Genomic DNA, 15,930 nt, shown 5'->3' with positions numbered 1-15,930 from the left:
CCCTCGTCCGCGCGCGGGCGGGGCCGGGGTCCGGGCTCCTCGACTGTCCGTCGGTCACGATGGCCATCCAGGTCTCGCGTCGCGTTCCCGTGCGGGCCGGGTTCGCATCTGGCGGAACGTCAGTTTCCTTGCTGAAACGCACAGTTGACCGGCGCGACGGCCCGCTGTGCGACAGCTCTCCCTGTCACTATGGTCTCGGACACACTCGGCCCGCAACCTGCGTTCTGATAATTTCAGAACGTTCACCAACACTCTGTCTGTGTCCTCGACGTCGTGCCACACTGCACGCGAAGACGGCCGTTCGGGAGGTAGGACGTGAGGGAGAACCGCTCAGGCGGGAGCGCGCCCACCGTCCTGCGGATGGTCCTCGGCAAGCGGCTGCGGCACCTGCGGGAGCGGGCCGGGGTCTCCTTCGAGGACGCGGCACGGGCCATCGAGGTCACGCCGTTGACGGTCCGCCGGATAGAGAAGGCCGAGGTCGGCCTGCGCATCCCGTACGTCAAGGAGTTGTTGCGCACCTACGGTGTGCCCGCGGCGGAGATCGACGACTTCGCCACCCTGGCCCGGGAGGCCAACCGGCCGGGCTGGTGGTACAAGTACCGCGACGTGCTGCCGGAGTGGTTCAAGGCGTACGTGAGCCTGGAGAGCGAGGCCAGCGTCATCCGCCTCTACGAACCCCATTACGTGCCGGGCCTGTTGCAGACCCGCGACTACGCCACGGCGCTCATGCGGGTCGGCTTCCCCAACGAGTCCAAGGAGGAGATCGCCCGTCGCGTGGCCCTGCGCCTGAGACGCCAGGACCTGCTCGCCAAGCCGGACGGCCCGGCCATGTGGGCCATCGTGGACGAGACGGTGCTGCGCCGTCCCGTCGGCGGCCCCGAGGTGATGCGGGCCCAACTGGACCGGCTCGTCGAGGTGCTCCGGATGCCGAAGGTCAGTATCCAGGTCATGCCCTACTCGGTGGGGGCCCACGCGGGCGCCTTCGGCCCCTTCCACCACTTCCGCTTCGGCTTCTCCGAACTGCCCGACGTCGTCTACACCGAGAACCTCGCAGGCTCGGTGTACTACGACCGGCCGGAGGACGTCGTGACCTATCTCGAAGTTCTGGACCGGATGTCCGTGCAGGCGGAACCGGTCGCACGGACCAGGGACATCCTGGGCGATCTGCGTAAGGAGTTGTGATCCATGGCATCCAACGCTCCCCTCCACAGCGGCATACCGGCCGGTGACCTGGGCACCGAGGGCTGGCACAAACCCTGGAGCGGCACCAACGGCGGCTCCTGCGTCGAGGCCAAGCGCCTGCCCGACGGCAGGGTCGCCCTCCGCCAGTCCACCGACCCCGAGGGGCCCGCGCTGCTCTACAGCCGGGACGAGATGATCGCGTTCCTCCGGGGCGTCAAGGCGGGCCAGGCGGACTTCCTGGTGGACTGAGCCCGAACCGGACCCGGAGCGAACCGGAACAGCCCCGGCCGGCCCCGCAGCCCGCGGGACCGGCCGGCTCCGCGTCGGGGTTCGCGGCATGGGCCTGACCGCGTCGGTCCGGGGACGGGGGCGGGGGCGGCGCCCTCCTCGACATCATCCTGAACTCGGGCCACGCGTACGGACGTTGACGCTAAGTTGAAGAAAGACACCGACCGCGGCACGCACGGCAGGAGACCCCCCATGGCAGACGGCGAGCTCACCCCGGACCAGGACGCGCTGTCCAAGATCGACACCACGGTGCCGCACTCGGCCCGCATCTGGAACTACTGGATGGGCGGCAAGGACAACTACGAGGTCGACCGGATCGCGGGCGACGCCTACCGCGAGCACGCGCCGACCATCGAGACGATGGCCCGCGCCTCCCGCCAGTACCTGGTCCGCGCCGTGACCTACGTGGCCGGCGACCTCGGCATCCGCCAGTTCCTCGACATCGGCACCGGACTGCCGACCTACGACAACACCCACCAGGTCGCCCAGCGCATCGCCCCCGAGTCGCGCATCGTCTACGTCGACAACGACCCGCTGGTGCTGCGCCACGCCCAGGCCCTGCTCACCAGCACCCCCGAGGGTGTGACCGAGTACATCGACGCGGACCTGCACGACCCCGAGGCGATCATCGAGCGGGCGGGCAAGATCCTCGACCTCGACCAGCCGGTGGCCCTGATGCTGATGGGCATCCTCGGCCACGTCCAGGACTACGAGGAGGCGAAGTCGATCGTCCGCCGCCTCCAGGCCGCGCTGCCCTCCGGCAGCTGCTTCGTGCACTACGACAGCACCGACACCGACCAGGCGCTCAAGGAGGCCCAGCAGGGCTACGACGACACCGGCGCCGTCCCGTACGTGCTGCGCAGCCCGGAGCAACTGACCGCCTACTACGAGGGCCTCGATCTGGTCGAGCCCGGCATCGTCTCCTGCCCGCTGTGGCGTCCCGAGCCGGGCGGCAGGCCCGAGCCCACGGACATCCACGGCGGCGTGGCCCGCAAGCCCTGACACCCGGGCGGCGGGACTCGCGGGCCACGCCCCGGACTACGGCGCCGTGCGCAGGAAGTCCGCCAGCGCCTCCAGGAGCCGGTCGACGTCCTCGTCGTCGTTGTACGGGGCCAGGCCGATCCGCAGCCCGCCGGTGTCGCCCAGGCCGAGCCGGCGGGAGGCCTCCAAGGCGTAGAACGCGCCCGACGGAGCCGCGACGGCGCGTTCGGCCAGGTGGCGGTAGGCGTCGACGGTGCTGCGGCCCTCGATGGTCAGCAGCAGGGTCGGGGTGCGCTCGGCCGCGCGCGAGTGCACGGTGATCTCCGGGAGGCGGGAGAGCTCCTCCTCGATCCGGCGGCGCAGGGCGTCCTCGTGCCGTTCGAGCGAGCCGAAGGAGGCGAGGAGCCGTTCCCGCCGGGTGCCGCGCGCCCGCGGGTCCATCCCGGCGAGGAAGTCCACGGCGGCCCGGGTGCCGGCCAGCAGTTCGTAGGGCAGGGTGCCGAGTTCGAAGCGCTCGGGCACCGCGTCGGACGAGGGCAGCAGCTTGTCCGGGCGCAGCGTCTCCAGCAGGTCCGGGCGGCTCGCCACGACGCCGAGGTGCGGGCCGAGGAACTTGTACGGGGAGCAGGCGAAGAAGTCCGCGCCCAGGGCGGCGAGGTCGACCGGGGCGTGGGCGGTGTGGTGCACGCCGTCGACGTAGAGCAGGGCGCCGTGCTCATGGGCCAGGGCGGCGATCGCGGGCAGGTCCGGGCGGGTGCCGATCAGGTTGGAGGCGGCGGTGACCGCGACCAGCCGGGTGCGGTCGGACAGCTGGTCCGCGATGTGCCGCGCGGTCAGTTCGCCGGTGGCCGGGTCGAAGTCGGCCCAGCGCACGACGGCTCCCACGGCCTCGGCGGCCTGGACCCAGGGCCGGATGTTGGCGTCGTGGTCGAGCCGGGTGACGACGACCTCGTCGCCCGGCGCCCACGTCCGGGCCAGCGTGCGCGAGAAGTCGTACGTCAACTGGGTCGCGCTGCGCCCGAAGACGACTCCGGACGGCTCCGCGCCCAGGAGGTCCGCCATGGCTTCCCGGGCGGTGACGACGCAGTCCTCGGCGTTGCGCTCGCCCGCCGTCGTCAGGCCCCGGTTGGACAGCGGACCGGCCAGCGCGTCGGCGACGGCGTCGATGACCGGCTGCGGTGTCTGGCTGCCGCCCGGCCCGTCGAAATGGGCCCACCCGGCCTTCAGCGCGGGGAACTGCGCGCGGACACCGGTGATGTCATGCGTCACGGACTACTCCTTCGAACGCTCCTGTCGCGGGATGCGGCCCCCATGATCCATCGCCGCGCGCCGCGAGGACAGCCCCCTACGTTCTGCGTTCCTCCAGGGCCGTCTGCCAGGCAGGGACCGGGTCCTTGGGGGCCGGGTCGGCGCGGCGGCCGCCGCGGGTGAAGAAGTCGGCGAGGGGGAGGATCGCGGCGCCGACGGTGACCGCGTCCGGGCCGAGCCTGCCCAGGTCGATGGTGACCCGCTCGGCGGGGTGGCGCAGGGCGTACGCGGTCGCGTGGCGGCGTACCGCGGGCAGGAAGCGGGGGCCGAGCTGGAGGCCGGCCCAGCCGCCGATGAGGATGCGCTCGGGCTGGAAGAGGTTGATCAGGTCGGACAGGCCGGCGCCCAGGTATTCGGCGGTCTCCTCCAGCACGGCGAGCGCCACGGGGTCGGCGGCGGTGCCCTCGGGCGGGTAGGCGGCGGCCAGCAGGGCGGTCAGCGCGGTCTCCTCGTCGGTGTCCCGCGGCGGTCGGCCGCCCTCCTCGCGCCAGCGGGCCAGCAGGGATTCCGCGCCGGCGTACGCCTCCAGGCAGCCCAGGGCGCCGCAGCGGCAGCGGCGCCCCCGTACGCGTACCGTCAGATGCCCCCACTCCACGGCCCGGCCGCGCTCGACCTCGGGGGTGACCAGGCAGGCGCCGACGCCGGAGCCGAAGAGCACCACGACCGCGTTGCCCGCGCCGCGGCCGGCGCCGAACCACATCTCGGCCTGGCCCAGGGTCTTGGCGCCGTTGTCGATGAAGTACGGGACGCCGTCCGGGAGCCGGGAGCCGGCGCGGAGCAGGGACTCCAGGGGTACCGCGTCCCAGCCGATGGTCTGTCCGTGCACGACGGCACCGCGGTCGGGAGTGGGCTCGACGATGCCGGGGACGCCGATCCCGACCCCGAGGAGGCGCTCCGGGGGCAGGCCGGCCGTGGTCAGGACCTCGGCGATCCCGTCCCGGATGTGCCCGGTGATCACGTCGACGTCGTAGCCCTGTGACTCCAGTGGCCTTTCGGTGCGCGCCAGTTCGGTGAGGGTGAGGTCGAACAGCTCGACACGGACCCGGGTTTCGCCGACGTCCACGCCGATCATGTGGCCGCTGCCCGGCGCGACGCGCAGCAGGGTGCGCGGGCGGCCGCCGTCGGAGTCGACGCTGCCGGCCTCCTCGACGAGGCCGTCGGCGACCAGGTCGGCGACGACGTTGCTGACCGAGCCGGAGCTCAGGCCGGTCGCGGGGCCGAGTTCGAAGCGGCTGAGGGGGCCGTCGAAGTAGAGCCGTTGCAGTACGGCCGAACGGTTGCCCCTTCTGAGATCGCGCACCGTGCGCCCGTTCCGCCCCGCCATGTGGCTCCCTCCCGAACCGTGCCCGAGCTGCAACATACCGCCGCGGGCCGTCTGGGCGCGACTTCCGCGATCCCTTAGTCCACGCAATAAATTAAGAGGTGACGGTAAGGCGGCCGATCTCCTCGAGCGCGGCGGACAGTTCGGGGGCGACATGATCGCGCGTCCAGCGTTCGTGCTCGCGCCCCAGGGCACGCGGAATCGTCTCGGTGAGCATGATCAGGTAGAGGTAGCTGCGGTACAGGGCGAGCCGCAGGCGGGCCGTCCGCCCGAACCCGGCCCGGCCGCCGGCCGCATGGTAGCCCGCGAGGAAAGCCCCGTCCTCGCGGATGTCCCCGAGCAGCGCGAGCGGGACGAAGTCGGCCGCCGGATCGCCCCAGAACATGCGCTCGCCGTCGATCAGGCCCCCGAGGCGGACGCCGCCCGCCGAGCGGTCGACCAGGATGTTGCCCGGCCACAGGTCGAAGTGGACGAGGCGGGGTACGGCGACCTCGTCCAGCGCGCCGTACGCGGCCGCGGCCGTGCGGGCGATCTCCTCGGCGGGCCGGGGCAGCCGGGCGCCGTAGCGGCGGGCGTCCTCGAGGGCTGCGGCGTACATCGCGGTGAAGGCGGTGCGCCAGTCCGGGGCGAGCGGGCCGAGCGCGCCTGAGGGGTAGCCGAAGCCGGGGCCGGTCACCTGGTGCAGCCGGGCCACCTGGCCGCCCAGCCGGGTGCGCAGGTCCGCCGCTTCGGCGTCCGTCACGGACGCGTCCCACGGCTCACCAGGGCAGGCCGTCATCAGCAGGTGGCGTCGGCCCGCCTCCTCACCCTCCGCGACCACGCGCGGCGCCGGCACTCCGGCCCGCCCGGCCCCGCGGCAGAACTCGGCCTCGCCGACGAGGAGGTCCCTCTCGTAGCGCAGACCGGGCGTGATCGGGGCGGGCGGGACCTTCAGCACGTACCGGGTGCCGTCGGCCAGGCACAGCTCCTCGACCGTGTGGTACGTGCCGCCGCCCAGCGCACAGAGCCGGGCGAGCCGGCCGGGCGGGACACCCGCGGCCCGCAGCACGCGCCGGGCCCTCCCCCACGACCGCGTCGGCGGTGTCTCCAGGTCACCGAAATCCATTGGACCCCCCTTTCGGATCCTGCTTACCCTAGCCGCAAAACTAATGCCCTTAGGTAATTTCTCCCACCCCCCGGAGGCCCACCATGAGATCACTGTCCGAGCAGGACGTCCGCGACTCCTTCGTCAACTGCTCCAAGGGCGAGGCCAAGCGCCTGTCGCTGCCCCGCGACCTCGGTGACCGCCCCTGGGACGATCTGGACTTCCTGGGCTGGCGCGATCCGGGAGCGCCCGATCGCAGCTATCTGGTCACCGAGCGGGAGGGCCGGCTCATGGGCATCGCCCTGCGCTTCCCCGCCTCGCAGCGCGGCTTCCTGCACCGCAGCATGTGCTCGCTGTGCCTGACCACCCACCGCGGGGGCGGAGTCTCCCTGATGACCGCCCGCAAGGCCGGAGCGGCGGGCCGCGAGGGCAACTCGGTCGGCGTGTACATGTGCACCGACCTCGCCTGCTCGCTCTATGTGCGCGGAAAGAAGGTCCCGGACTCCGGCGCGCGCTTCGAGGAGAGCCTCACGCTGGAGCAGCAGATCGCCCGCACCACGGCCAATCTGGCGGCCTTCCTCGACAAGCTGTACGCCTGACCGCACCCCCGGTCACGTTCGACCGCTGTGCGATCGGGGAACAGCGCAAGGGATGCGGAAGGTACGTGACTGGACTTCGCCCCTGGTCCGGCTGGCGAAACGACACCGGGACCCCGTGGTCGTACAGGCGCTGCGCTCCACGACCGCGGCGACGATCGCGTATGTGATCGCGTTGCGGCTGAGTCCGGAGCCCGCGCCGCTGACCGCGCCGCTGACGGCGCTGCTCGTCGTCCAGGTGACCCTCTACTCCACGCTGACCACCGGCATCCGCCGGGTGAACTCGGTGGTGGCTGGAGTGCTCGTGGCCATCGCCTTCTCCCTGCTGGTGGGGCTGACCTGGTGGAGTCTCGCACTGGTGATCCTGGCGGCGCTGGCGGTCGGGCACCTGGTGCGGGTGGACGAGTTCGTGCCCGAGGTGGCGATCAGCGCGATGCTGGTCCTCGGCGTCACCGCCGTGGGCAGTACCGCCTCGGCGCGGGTCGAGGAGACGCTGATCGGCGCGGTGGTCGGCCTCGGCTGCAATCTGCTCCTCGCACCCCCGGTGTGGACCGAACAGGCCGGTGCGTCGATCGAGGGCCTGGCCCGCCGCGTGCGGCAGCTGATGCTGCGGCTCGGCGAGGAGGCGGCCGGGCATCCGCCCGTGGAGCGCGCCGCGGAGCGGCTGCACGAGGCGCGCCGCCTGGACCACGACATCTCCGAGGTGGACGCCTCCCTCAGACAGGCCGAGGACAGTCTGCGGCTCAATCCGCGGGTGCGCGAGGGCCTGCTGCACCGGGTGGTGCTGCGCACGGGTCTTGACACGCTGGAGATCTGCACGGTCGTGCTGCGGGTGCTGGCGCGCACCCTCACCGACCTGACGAAGCGGCGGGCCCCCGAGCCGATGTTCTCGCCGCGGACCGGAGCCCTGGTGCAGGAGCTGCTGTGCGAGATCGCCGACGCGGTGGTCAGCTTCGCGGTGCTGGTCACCACGGACGTCAGCGTGAGCGCCCAGGAGGCCGAGTCCCGGCTGGCCGCCCAGCTGCGCCAGACCTCCGCCACCCGCGACAAGGTGGCACGGCTGCTGCTGGAGGAGGCGCGGCGGGACACGAGCCAGTGGCAGCTGTACGGCGCGGTGCTCACCGAGGTCGACCGCATCATCGACGAGATGGACACCGAGCACCGCTCCCGCCGGCTCCTGGAGGAGCTGGACCGGTACACCCGCGCCCAGCGCGAGCGCGCCCCGCGGCTGACCCGGCTCGGGGACCGGCTGGGCGCCCCGGTCCGGCAGCTGCGGAACCGTGAGGGCGTCGCGCGGCGTTCTGTGCGTGAGGGCCGCGGTCCTACGACGGCGCGGTCCTGTGAGGGAGGGGAGCAGGCATGACCGACTCGAAGGTGCGGATCGACGGGAACACGCTGCGGCTGCCGGGCGGTGTGGCGGTGCGGTTCGTGCGCACCCTGCGGCTGCCCGAGAAGGGCACGCATCCGCTGCCGCCGGGGCTGGGCGAGTTCCCGGTCCGGCGGGTGGCCGACCACGCGGACGCGGTGCCCGAGGAGTGGCGGGCGCGCGGCGGCGTGATGCTGCCGGTGTATCTGCGCGAGGCGATGTGGCTGAGCTTCGCGGGCACGACCGAGCCGGCCGCCCTCCAGGTCGGCGTGGGCAAGGTGTGCGCGGTGTCGGGCCGGCCCTGGAGCGACCGGCTGTCCCGCGACCCGCAGAACTACGTGGTGCTGCCCCGGCAGCCCTGGCTGGACGGCATCAACTCCGGCAAGGGCACCGTGCGCCAGTTCGTCGCCGTGCCGCTGGGCCTGGGGGCGAGCGTCGAGGGCCAGGTCACGGGCGAGGAGGTGTGGGGCGGCGTGCAGTTGCAGTCGTTCCCGCTGAACGACGCCGAACTGGCCCGGTGGCACGAGGAGGAGCGGCGGCGGCTGCGGCGGGAGGCGGCCCGGTCGGCCGAGATCTACGGTGCCGCCCCCATGGCGGCAGCGGCGGCGCCCGCGCCCGGCACCGCGCCGGCCGCCCCGCGCCGGGCCGCGCCCGCGATGGGGCTCGGTGTCGGCGGTTCCATGCGCCAGGAGGTGTACCGGGACGACCGGCCGCCGGGCGCCTGGTCCGAGCGGCCCGCGGGGCGCGTGTTCGTGCACCTGGTCACGCCTCCGCAGTGGCGCCGCATCACCGGTGAGGCTCCCCCGCCGTCGCCCGTGGACCGCGCCGCGTACACGAGCGCCGGACTCCCCTGGTTCGACTACTACGACCAGGACGCCGAGGACCTCTCCCCCACCGACGCCCTGTCGCAGGTGCGGCCGGCCGGTGACTGGCTCGGCGACGACCACGAGCCGTGGCAGGAACCGTCGCCGCGGCAGGTGCGGCCCCTGAAGGACGCTCCGGGCAGGCCGGTGGAGGACGGGGCCTGGTAGGCGCGTCGGGCTGCCGCCTCGCGGATCCGGGGCGCGTGGGTGCGGGCGGCCCGCGCGTCCACCCGGACCCGGCCGGCCGTCGTGGTCCTGCACCGGGCGCCGGCCGCGGCCACCCGAACTCCGGCCCAGGCTCGCCAGTGGTGCGCGCGGCCCACGACCTGAGGGACCGGATCCGGGGCGCGGTCGTGGACGACCTGCGCGGCCGCGGCCACGAGGCGCCGCCGCTGCCCGGCCGCGACGCCTGCCGCGGTTGCGTGGGAGCGGTGGCGCGCGTCAAGGTGGCAGTCACGACCGGGGCAGCCGACGACCTGAGGTGCGGGCATGGACAGTGGTGCGAGGGCGTCGCGTGGGGGATCCCCCCTGCTCGGGCGGCGCCAGGAGTCCGGGGGAGGTTGGAGCAGGCGGCAGTTCGTGGGGGCCCTGACGGGAGCCGTCGCCGTGCTGGCGGTCCCGGCGCCCGCGACACCGCGGGCCGGGTCCGCGCCCGGGAGCGCGCCGGAGGCCGCCGAGAGCGGTCGGCAACCTCCGGCGAGGCCGTCCGATCCCCGGCCCCTGTACCTGGGCACCTACACCTCCGTACCGAGCGGCGGCAAGGGCATCGGCCTGGCGGTGTACAACCCGGTGTCGGGTGCCGTCGGCGGCCGGGGCGCCATCACCGGGGTCGCCGACCCGTCGTACCTCGCGGTGCATCCCGACGGCCGCACGCTGTACGCGGTCGACGAGCGGCAGGACGGCGGGGTGACCGCGGTACGGCTCGCCGACCGGAGGGTCCTGGGCACCCGGAGCACCGGCGGGTCGGGGCCCTGCCATCTGTCCGTGCACCCGAGCGGGCGCTGGCTGCTCAGCGCCAACTACGGTTCCGGCAGCGTGGCCGTGCACCCGATAGCCGCCTCGGGCGCGCTCGGCGAGCGGGCCGACCTGGTGACCCACACCAGCCCGCGGCCCGGCCCCGGACAGCAGGGGCCCCACGCCCACCAGGTCATCACCAGCCCGGACGGCGGCCATGTCCTCGCCGTGGACCTCGGCACCGACACCGTCTACACGTACCGCCTGAACACCCGCACGGGCCGCCTCACCGAGGTCTCCCGGGCGCACACCCGGCCCGGCGCCGGACCGCGTCAACTGACCTTCCACCCGGGCGGCCGGTACGCCTATCTCGCCAACGAGGTCGACGACACCCTCGCGGTGTGCACGTACGACCGGCCCACCGGCCGGCTGACCATCGGCGCGACGCAGTCCACGGGCGGCGGCGCGGGCAAGAACTACCCGTCGCAGGTCCTGGTCACGGCCGACGGCCGGTTCGCCTACCTGGCCAACCGGGGCCACAACACCCTGGCACGGTACGCCGTGGAGGGGGGCGGGGCCCGACTGCGGCTGCTGGGCTCGACGCCGGTCGGGGGCGACTTCCCGCGTCAGATCGCTTTCTCGCCGGACGGCGCGCTGCTGTTCGCCGCGAACCAGAAGTCGAGCACGGTCAGCGTCTTCCACGTCGACCGCGCGAGCGGCGCGCTGCGCCTGGCGGGTACACCGTTCCCCTCACCGGTCGCCGTCTGCGCGCTGCCGCTGTAGGGCGCGCGGGCAGGAGGCGGCGCCCGCCTGGAGAAGCAGGACGTGCATGCGCTCGGTGAGCGCGGCGAGGTCGTCGGCGGGCGCGTGGAACGGCAGGCGCACGTCGCCGTGGGTGCGGGCGCGCTCGATGCGCAGGGTCAGTCCGTGCCGGTCGACGGCGAGCGGCCGGACGCGCACCGCGCCGTGCAGGCTGTCGGGTCCGACCAGCCGGGTCAGCCGCGCCACCGCCTCGGGGTGGGCGTCGGCGAGGTGGGTGAGCAGGCCGGCCTCCGCCAGGGCGAGCGGGTCGGGCGCGGCGGTGGTGAACTCCTCGACGCCGATGACGACGGCGCCGGACGGCTGCCGCAGCACGATGCGCGTGGGGTGGAACGCCAGGTGCCGCGCCTCGGGGACGAGCCGGCCGGCGAGCCGGAGCCGGGCGCGGATCCGGTTGCGTACGGGGACGGGGGCGACGTCGGCGAACTCCAGGACGGCGGACGGCTCACCGCGCGGCGCGAAAATGGCGGCGGCGCGCAGGGCGCTGCCTTCGGGCACGTGCAGGAGTACGCGGCCGTCCTCGCTCACGGTGTGGGCGTCCACGTACTCCTCCCGGCCGCTCTCCGCGGTCACCGCGCAGGACCAGGCGGCGGCGAGCAGGGACCGCGCCCGCTGTGCCGCCGCGGGCGCCGCCGTCCAGGTCTGGCTGTCGTCCATCCCTCAACCTCCTTCTTAGGCAAGGCTTGCCTGACCTATCGAAGATCGGAGGGCGTGCCAACCAGGCGGGCCGCAACCGGCGGGCGCGGAGGACCGTGAAACGGCGCACGGCTGCCGCTCCGGCGCGGTACCGGCGGACCGGGCGCCGGTGCGGGACGGCGGGTCAGCTCCGCGCCGTCCAGTGCGCGGGACGGGAGACCGATCCGGGCAGCCGGGTGCCGGCGCTGCCCCGGGCCGCGTCGACCTGCGGCTGGGTGAGGAAGATCGCGCCGGTCAGATCGGCGTCGGTCAGATTCGCGTTCCGCAGGTCGGCCCCTGTCAGGTCCGCGTCCCGCAGATCGGCTCCGGTGAGGTCGGCGGCGATCAGGCAGGCGCCGCGCAGACTGGCCCCGCGCAGGTCCGCGCCCTTCAGCCGGGCCCCGACCAGGTCCGCGCCCCGCCGGTCCTTCGGCCTGCCCTTCCCGCGCCGCACTCCGGCCCGCGCCAGCTCACTGGTGCGCAGCAGCAGGACGTTGACCTCCTGGCGGTGCGCACCGACGTCCAGCGCGGCCAGTTCCCCGGGCGGCAGGAGGGTGAGACGCTCCGTCCGCTCCAGCGCCCGGCGCAGCTCGTCGTGCACCGGGCGGGCGGCGCTCACGGAGAGCGCCTCGGTCACGTACCACAGCAACTCGTGCAGCTGCCGCACCACCGGGAACACCTCGAACATCCGCCGGGCGTCCTCCCCGGCCCCCGTGCGCCAGTCCCGTCCGCCGAAGACGACCTGCGAGACCTTCTGCCCCGCTCCGAAGCAGTCGTAGACCGTGCACCCGGTGAAACCCCGCTGCCGGAGCCGCGTGTGGATGCCGCACCGGTGGTCGTCCCGAAGGTTCGGGCACGGCTTCCCCGCGGGCTTGTCCAGGGCGAAGTCCGCGGAGGCGGCGAAGGGCAGCGCGACACAGCAGAGCCCGAAGCACCGCGCGCAGTCGCCGCGCAGTCCGCTCCGGTCGTGCCGGGTGTCTTTTCGATCTTGCATGTTGTTCAGCCTAATGAGCTTGGGGTGCGGGGTCCGGACGGGCGGCTCAGCGCAGGAAGGCGGCGGTGGCCGCCACGAACCGGTCGGCGTCGTCGAGCCACGGGTAGTGCCCCGCGCCGGGCTGGACGACCAGTTCGGCGTGCGGGAAGAGCCCGGCGTACTCGGCCATGGCGGCGGGGGGCGAGTTCAGGTCGACCTCACCGGCGAGCACGAGCACCGGGGAGGTGAACCGGGCGAGCGCCGCCCGCGTGGCGTCCGGGTCGAAGGCGCCGTCGGCGGCGTACACGGCCGCGGCCCCGCCGTTCTTCTGCTCGGCGTCGGCGGCGTCGAGGGCCCGGGCCGCAGCGTGCCAGCGGCCGTGGCGGAGCGGGGCGACCGCCTGCCAGTGGGCGTCCGTCGCCCGGCCCGCCGTGATCTCCTCCAGCGCCGCGTACGCCGTCGCGAACCACGGCTCGTCCGCGCGTCGCCGTGCCGTCTCGCGCCGGACCTCCCCGGTGACCTCGATACCGACGGCCAGGACGCTCGGCGTGATCAGCGCCAGCCTGCCGACGCGTTCGGGGTGGCGGGCCGCGTAGAGCGCCGCCAGGTTCGCGCCGGCGGAGTGCGCGAGCACGTCCACCCGCTCCACGCCCAGATGTTCGCGCAGCGCCTCGACGTCGTCGACAAGCCGGTCGCAGCGGTAGCTCGCGGGATCCCGCGGGACCGCCGATGCTCCGGTGCCCCGCAGGTCCGGCAGCACCAGCCGCCGGTGCGCGGACAGCCCGCCGAGGTCGCCGAGGTAGTCCGAGGCCCGCATGGGTCCGCCGGGCAGGCAGATCACCGACGGGCCCTCGCCGAGGACTCGGTAGGCGAGCGTCGTCGCGTCGTACGCGCGGTAGCCGGGCATGGCGACGACCCTGTCAGGGCCGTCGCCCGCCGGGCAACCGAATTCCCGCTCCGGGACCGCTCAGTCCTCCCGTGCGGCGGCCAGGTCCAGGTGCCGCGGCACTGGGCCCCGGCGTGACGGACGCGGGCCGGCGCCGGCGGCGTCACACGTCGCCGCGGACGAGCCCGAGCAGCCGGTCCAGGACGCGGGGCCCGTCGGCCCGGACGCCGTCGTGCTCGAACTCGTCGGTGACCCAGGTGCGCAGGCCGCGGATCGCGCGGGCGGTGCCGAGGGCGTGGGCAGTGTCGACGTACATGTCGTCGTGGTAGACGGCCGCGGCGACCGGGACCTCGTTGGCGGCCAGGCGGGCGGGGTCGTACAGGGGCTGCCAGTCGGTGCGGGCGGCGAGCAGGCCGGCGGTCTCGCGCAGCGGGCGCAGCGCCGGGTCGCACTCGAACATCCAGGGGTGCACGGTCTCGCCGGTGAACAGCACCGGCCCGTCCCCGGCGAGGGCCTTGGCGGCGTCGAACTGCGGGAACTCGGCGCGCACCCGCTCGGCCGACCAGGCGGTGGGGCGGGTGTCCTGGCCGTAGATCGCCTCGTGGACGAGGGCGTACAGCGGGTGGCCGGCGTACGACAGCAGGCCCTGCGCCTCTTCCTGGAAGGCGTCGGACAGTTCCGGGCCGTTCGGGGTGCGGACGAAGGCGTGCTCGAGGAGGAAGTGCAGGCGGTGGCTGCCGTCGCCGCCGCCGAGCATGATGCCGAGCGACTGGAAGGCCTCGACGGTCAGCCGGTAGCCGTTCGGGAGCACCACGTCGTGGGTGAGCAGGTGGTCGGCGATGCGGCGGGCGCGGTCGACGTCCTGCGGGTAGCGGGCGTAGTGGGCGGCGACCTTGCGCTCGATGCGCGGGTAGGCGGCCCGGTAGACGTCGTCGGCGTGGGCGTCGAGGGAGGGCAGGCCGCCGGTGATCAGGGCGGCGGCCATGCCCTCGGGGTGCGTCGACAGGTAGTTCACGGTGCAGAAGCCGCCGAAGCTCTGTCCGAGGACGGTCCAGGGCGCGCCGCCGGTCAGCCCGGGACGGATCGCCTCGCAGTCGCGGACGATCGAGTCGGCGCGGAAGTGCGTGAGGTAGTCGGCCTGTTCGGCGGCGCCGCCGCGCAGCGGCAGGGTCTGGCGGTTGGCGGGCGTGGAGTGGCCGGTGCCGCGCTGGTCGAGGAGCAGGACCCGGTAGTCCTCCAGGGCCCGGCCCAACCAGGCCTGCCGTCCGATGAAACGGTTCGCCCCGAAGCCGGGACCGCCCTGGAGGTAGACCAGCCACGGGAGGTCCCTGCCGGCCTTGTCCCGTGCGACGGCCTCACGTGCGTAGAGCTCGATCGTCTCCCCGGCCGGGTCGTCGTGGTCGAGCGGCACGGTGAAGGTGCGGTCGGTGAGGACGACGCCGGGGTGGCGGTAGCTGACGGTCAAGGGTTCTCCCGGGACGGAGGGTTTACGGCCGCGTCCCAGTTCAGCACATGTTCCTCCGCCGCCTGACCACGGGGATCAGGAATTCGTACGGAACGCGTCACTGGGTGGCCGGTGGGCGCCCGGGCAGGCTGGAGCTGCGCACCACCAGCTCCGGCTGGAGCACCACCCGCCGGTGCTCGTGCACCGCCGGGGCTCCCGGCGCCTCGGTCTCCTCCAGCAGCAGCTCCGCCGCCAGGGCGCCCATGGTGACCGCGGGCTGGCGGACCGAAGTGAGCGGCACGGCCGCGGCGGCGGCGAACTCGATGTCGTCGTAGCCGACGATGGCGAGGTCGTCGGGGACACGGACCCCGGCCGCGTACATGGCCTGAAGCACGCCGAGGGCGAGCAGGTCGTTGGCGCAGAAGACGGCCGTGGGCCGGTCGGCGAGGCCGAGGAGGCGGGCGCCCGCGTCCCGTCCGGCGGCCACGTCGAGACGCTCGGTGGGCAACTCGCGCAGCGCGTCGGGGCCGAGGCCGGCCTCGGCGAGCGTGTTCAGGGCGCCGGTGCGGCGGTCGCGGACCTGGTTCAGGCCGGGCGGGCCGCTGACGTACGCGAGGGAGCGGTGCCCCGCGTCCACCAGGTGCCGTACCGCCAGCGCGCCGCCCGCCACGTCGTCCACGGAGACCGAGCACTCGGTGGCTCCCTCGGCGACCCGGTCGACCAGTACGAAGGGGATGCCGTGGCGGCGGAAGGCGGCGATGTTGCGGCCGGTGGCGTCGGCCGGGGTGAGCAGGACGCCGCGCACCCGCTGTTCGGCGAAGAGAGACAGGTACTCGGCCTCCTCCCCGGGACTCTGCGCGCTGTTGCAGACCATCACGCCGAGCCCGGCCGCGCGGGCCGCCCGCTCGGCGCCCCGGGCGACGTCCACGAAGAAGGGGTTGCCCATGTCGAGGACGAGCAGCCCCATGATCCGGCTGCGGCCCGCGCGCAGCTGGCGCGCGGACTCGCTGCGGACGTAGCCGAGCCGGTCGATCGCGGACTGCACGCGGACCCGGGTCTCGGTGGCGACGGTCTCCGGACGGTTGATGACGTTCGAGACCGTGCCCACGGAGACACCGGCGGCGCGTGCGACGTCCTTGATACCCACCGATGGGGCCATCGGGCGGAAACCTCCAGGGATGCGGGGGGGG

15 protein-coding genes are annotated in these 15,930 nt (G+C 74.0%); 7 read left to right on the top strand and 8 right to left on the bottom strand.

Annotation, left to right across the window (positions count from 1 at the left end):
- Nucleotides 1–360: 360 nt before the first annotated feature.
- The 3 genes from ACFY3J_RS05620 to ACFY3J_RS05610 all read left to right on the top strand — a co-directional run bounded on the left by ACFY3J_RS05620 (nucleotide 361) and on the right by ACFY3J_RS05610 (nucleotide 2,472).
- Complete coding sequence (locus tag ACFY3J_RS05620; RefSeq protein ID WP_384181298.1) at nucleotides 361–1,182, top strand: helix-turn-helix domain-containing protein; 822 nt, start codon at nucleotides 361–363, stop codon at nucleotides 1,180–1,182.
- 3 nt (nucleotides 1,183–1,185) lie between these two features.
- The gene (locus ACFY3J_RS05615; RefSeq protein ID WP_141355525.1) at nucleotides 1,186–1,431 is read left to right on the top strand and encodes a DUF397 domain-containing protein; all 246 of its coding nucleotides are present in this window, start codon (nucleotides 1,186–1,188) and stop codon (nucleotides 1,429–1,431) included.
- A gap of 231 nt (nucleotides 1,432–1,662) precedes the next feature.
- A complete protein-coding gene (locus ACFY3J_RS05610; protein WP_384181072.1) occupies nucleotides 1,663–2,472 on the top strand; it encodes an SAM-dependent methyltransferase in 810 nt (269 codons plus the stop codon).
- A 36-nt stretch (nucleotides 2,473–2,508) separates the two neighbouring features.
- On the opposite strand, the gene ACFY3J_RS05605 is transcribed toward ACFY3J_RS05610, so the two are convergent.
- The 3 genes from ACFY3J_RS05605 to ACFY3J_RS05595 all read right to left on the bottom strand — a co-directional run bounded on the left by ACFY3J_RS05605 (nucleotide 2,509) and on the right by ACFY3J_RS05595 (nucleotide 6,185).
- The gene (locus tag ACFY3J_RS05605) at nucleotides 2,509–3,720 is read right to left on the bottom strand and encodes a cysteine desulfurase-like protein (protein ID WP_384181070.1); all 1,212 of its coding nucleotides are present in this window, start codon (nucleotides 3,718–3,720) and stop codon (nucleotides 2,509–2,511) included.
- Nucleotides 3,721–3,796: 76 nt separating this feature from the next.
- Nucleotides 3,797–5,083: an ROK family protein gene (locus ACFY3J_RS05600; RefSeq protein ID WP_384181068.1), complete on the bottom strand. Its 1,287-nt coding sequence runs from the start codon at nucleotides 5,081–5,083 to the stop codon at nucleotides 3,797–3,799.
- A 91-nt stretch (nucleotides 5,084–5,174) separates the two neighbouring features.
- Nucleotides 5,175–6,185, bottom strand: coding sequence for a phosphotransferase family protein (locus ACFY3J_RS05595; RefSeq protein ID WP_390840347.1), 1,011 nt, complete (start codon nucleotides 6,183–6,185; stop codon nucleotides 5,175–5,177).
- 83 nt (nucleotides 6,186–6,268) lie between these two features.
- Here ACFY3J_RS05595 and ACFY3J_RS05590 point away from each other — a divergent pair, with 83 nt between their 5' ends.
- The 4 genes from ACFY3J_RS05590 to ACFY3J_RS05575 all read left to right on the top strand — a co-directional run bounded on the left by ACFY3J_RS05590 (nucleotide 6,269) and on the right by ACFY3J_RS05575 (nucleotide 10,726).
- A complete protein-coding gene (locus ACFY3J_RS05590) occupies nucleotides 6,269–6,763 on the top strand; it encodes an FBP domain-containing protein (protein WP_382619961.1) in 495 nt (164 codons plus the stop codon).
- Between the two features lie 52 nt (nucleotides 6,764–6,815).
- Nucleotides 6,816–8,123 carry an aromatic acid exporter family protein gene (locus ACFY3J_RS05585; protein WP_384181064.1) on the top strand — a complete coding sequence of 436 codons (1,308 nt, stop codon included), beginning with the start codon at nucleotides 6,816–6,818 and terminating at the stop codon, nucleotides 8,121–8,123.
- Complete coding sequence (locus tag ACFY3J_RS05580) at nucleotides 8,120–9,157, top strand: hypothetical protein (protein WP_390840346.1); 1,038 nt, start codon at nucleotides 8,120–8,122, stop codon at nucleotides 9,155–9,157. Before ACFY3J_RS05585 ends, ACFY3J_RS05580 begins: the two co-directional genes overlap by 4 nt.
- Before the next feature lie 411 nt (nucleotides 9,158–9,568).
- On the top strand, nucleotides 9,569–10,726 hold the full coding sequence (locus ACFY3J_RS05575; protein ID WP_390840345.1) for a lactonase family protein: 1,158 nt from the start codon (nucleotides 9,569–9,571) through the stop codon (nucleotides 10,724–10,726).
- Here the strand turns inward: ACFY3J_RS05575 and ACFY3J_RS05570 are convergent.
- From ACFY3J_RS05570 to ACFY3J_RS05550, 5 genes are all read right to left on the bottom strand, one after another.
- The gene (locus ACFY3J_RS05570) at nucleotides 10,694–11,419 is read right to left on the bottom strand and encodes a DUF2470 domain-containing protein (protein ID WP_390840344.1); all 726 of its coding nucleotides are present in this window, start codon (nucleotides 11,417–11,419) and stop codon (nucleotides 10,694–10,696) included. The two genes, ACFY3J_RS05575 and ACFY3J_RS05570, sit on opposite strands and share 33 nt — an antisense overlap.
- A 163-nt stretch (nucleotides 11,420–11,582) precedes the next feature.
- Complete coding sequence (locus ACFY3J_RS05565) at nucleotides 11,583–12,431, bottom strand: pentapeptide repeat-containing protein (protein ID WP_390840343.1); 849 nt, start codon at nucleotides 12,429–12,431, stop codon at nucleotides 11,583–11,585.
- Between the two features lie 46 nt (nucleotides 12,432–12,477).
- Nucleotides 12,478–13,317, bottom strand: a complete 840-nt coding sequence (locus ACFY3J_RS05560) for an alpha/beta fold hydrolase (RefSeq protein WP_390840342.1) — start codon at nucleotides 13,315–13,317, stop codon at nucleotides 12,478–12,480.
- 142 nt (nucleotides 13,318–13,459) lie between these two features.
- Nucleotides 13,460–14,761, bottom strand: coding sequence for an alpha/beta fold hydrolase (locus ACFY3J_RS05555; protein WP_384181052.1), 1,302 nt, complete (start codon nucleotides 14,759–14,761; stop codon nucleotides 13,460–13,462).
- 97 nt (nucleotides 14,762–14,858) lie between these two features.
- Nucleotides 14,859–15,899 carry a LacI family DNA-binding transcriptional regulator gene (locus ACFY3J_RS05550; RefSeq protein WP_384181050.1) on the bottom strand — a complete coding sequence of 347 codons (1,041 nt, stop codon included), beginning with the start codon at nucleotides 15,897–15,899 and terminating at the stop codon, nucleotides 14,859–14,861.
- Nucleotides 15,900–15,930 lie beyond the last annotated feature (31 nt).

The organism is Streptomyces sp. NPDC001231 (genome assembly GCF_042896885.1).
Lineage (GTDB): Bacteria > Actinomycetota > Actinomycetes > Streptomycetales > Streptomycetaceae > Streptomyces.
This window is presented reverse-complemented; position numbering and strand designations above follow the sequence as displayed.

Excerpts from the sequence above, each read along its gene's own strand:
- ACFY3J_RS05620 (WP_384181298.1), top strand. The coding sequence starts at position 361 with ATGGTCCTCGGCAAGCGGCTGCGGCACCTGCGGGAGCGGGCCGGGGTC.
- ACFY3J_RS05600 (WP_384181068.1), bottom strand. The coding sequence starts at position 5,083 with ATGGCGGGGCGGAACGGGCGCACGGTGCGCGATCTCAGAAGGGGCAAC.
- ACFY3J_RS05595 (WP_390840347.1), bottom strand. The coding sequence starts at position 6,185 with ATGGATTTCGGTGACCTGGAGACACCGCCGACGCGGTCGTGGGGGAGG.
- ACFY3J_RS05560 (WP_390840342.1), bottom strand. The coding sequence starts at position 13,317 with ATGCCCGGCTACCGCGCGTACGACGCGACGACGCTCGCCTACCGAGTC.
- ACFY3J_RS05610 (WP_384181072.1), top strand. The coding sequence starts at position 1,663 with ATGGCAGACGGCGAGCTCACCCCGGACCAGGACGCGCTGTCCAAGATC.
- ACFY3J_RS05570 (WP_390840344.1), bottom strand. The coding sequence starts at position 11,419 with ATGGACGACAGCCAGACCTGGACGGCGGCGCCCGCGGCGGCACAGCGG.
- ACFY3J_RS05565 (WP_390840343.1), bottom strand. The coding sequence starts at position 12,431 with ATGCAAGATCGAAAAGACACCCGGCACGACCGGAGCGGACTGCGCGGC.
- ACFY3J_RS05615 (WP_141355525.1), top strand. The coding sequence starts at position 1,186 with ATGGCATCCAACGCTCCCCTCCACAGCGGCATACCGGCCGGTGACCTG.
- ACFY3J_RS05580 (WP_390840346.1), top strand. The coding sequence starts at position 8,120 with ATGACCGACTCGAAGGTGCGGATCGACGGGAACACGCTGCGGCTGCCG.
- ACFY3J_RS05550 (WP_384181050.1), bottom strand. The coding sequence starts at position 15,899 with ATGGCCCCATCGGTGGGTATCAAGGACGTCGCACGCGCCGCCGGTGTC.
- ACFY3J_RS05590 (WP_382619961.1), top strand. The coding sequence starts at position 6,269 with ATGAGATCACTGTCCGAGCAGGACGTCCGCGACTCCTTCGTCAACTGC.
- ACFY3J_RS05585 (WP_384181064.1), top strand. The coding sequence starts at position 6,816 with ATGCGGAAGGTACGTGACTGGACTTCGCCCCTGGTCCGGCTGGCGAAA.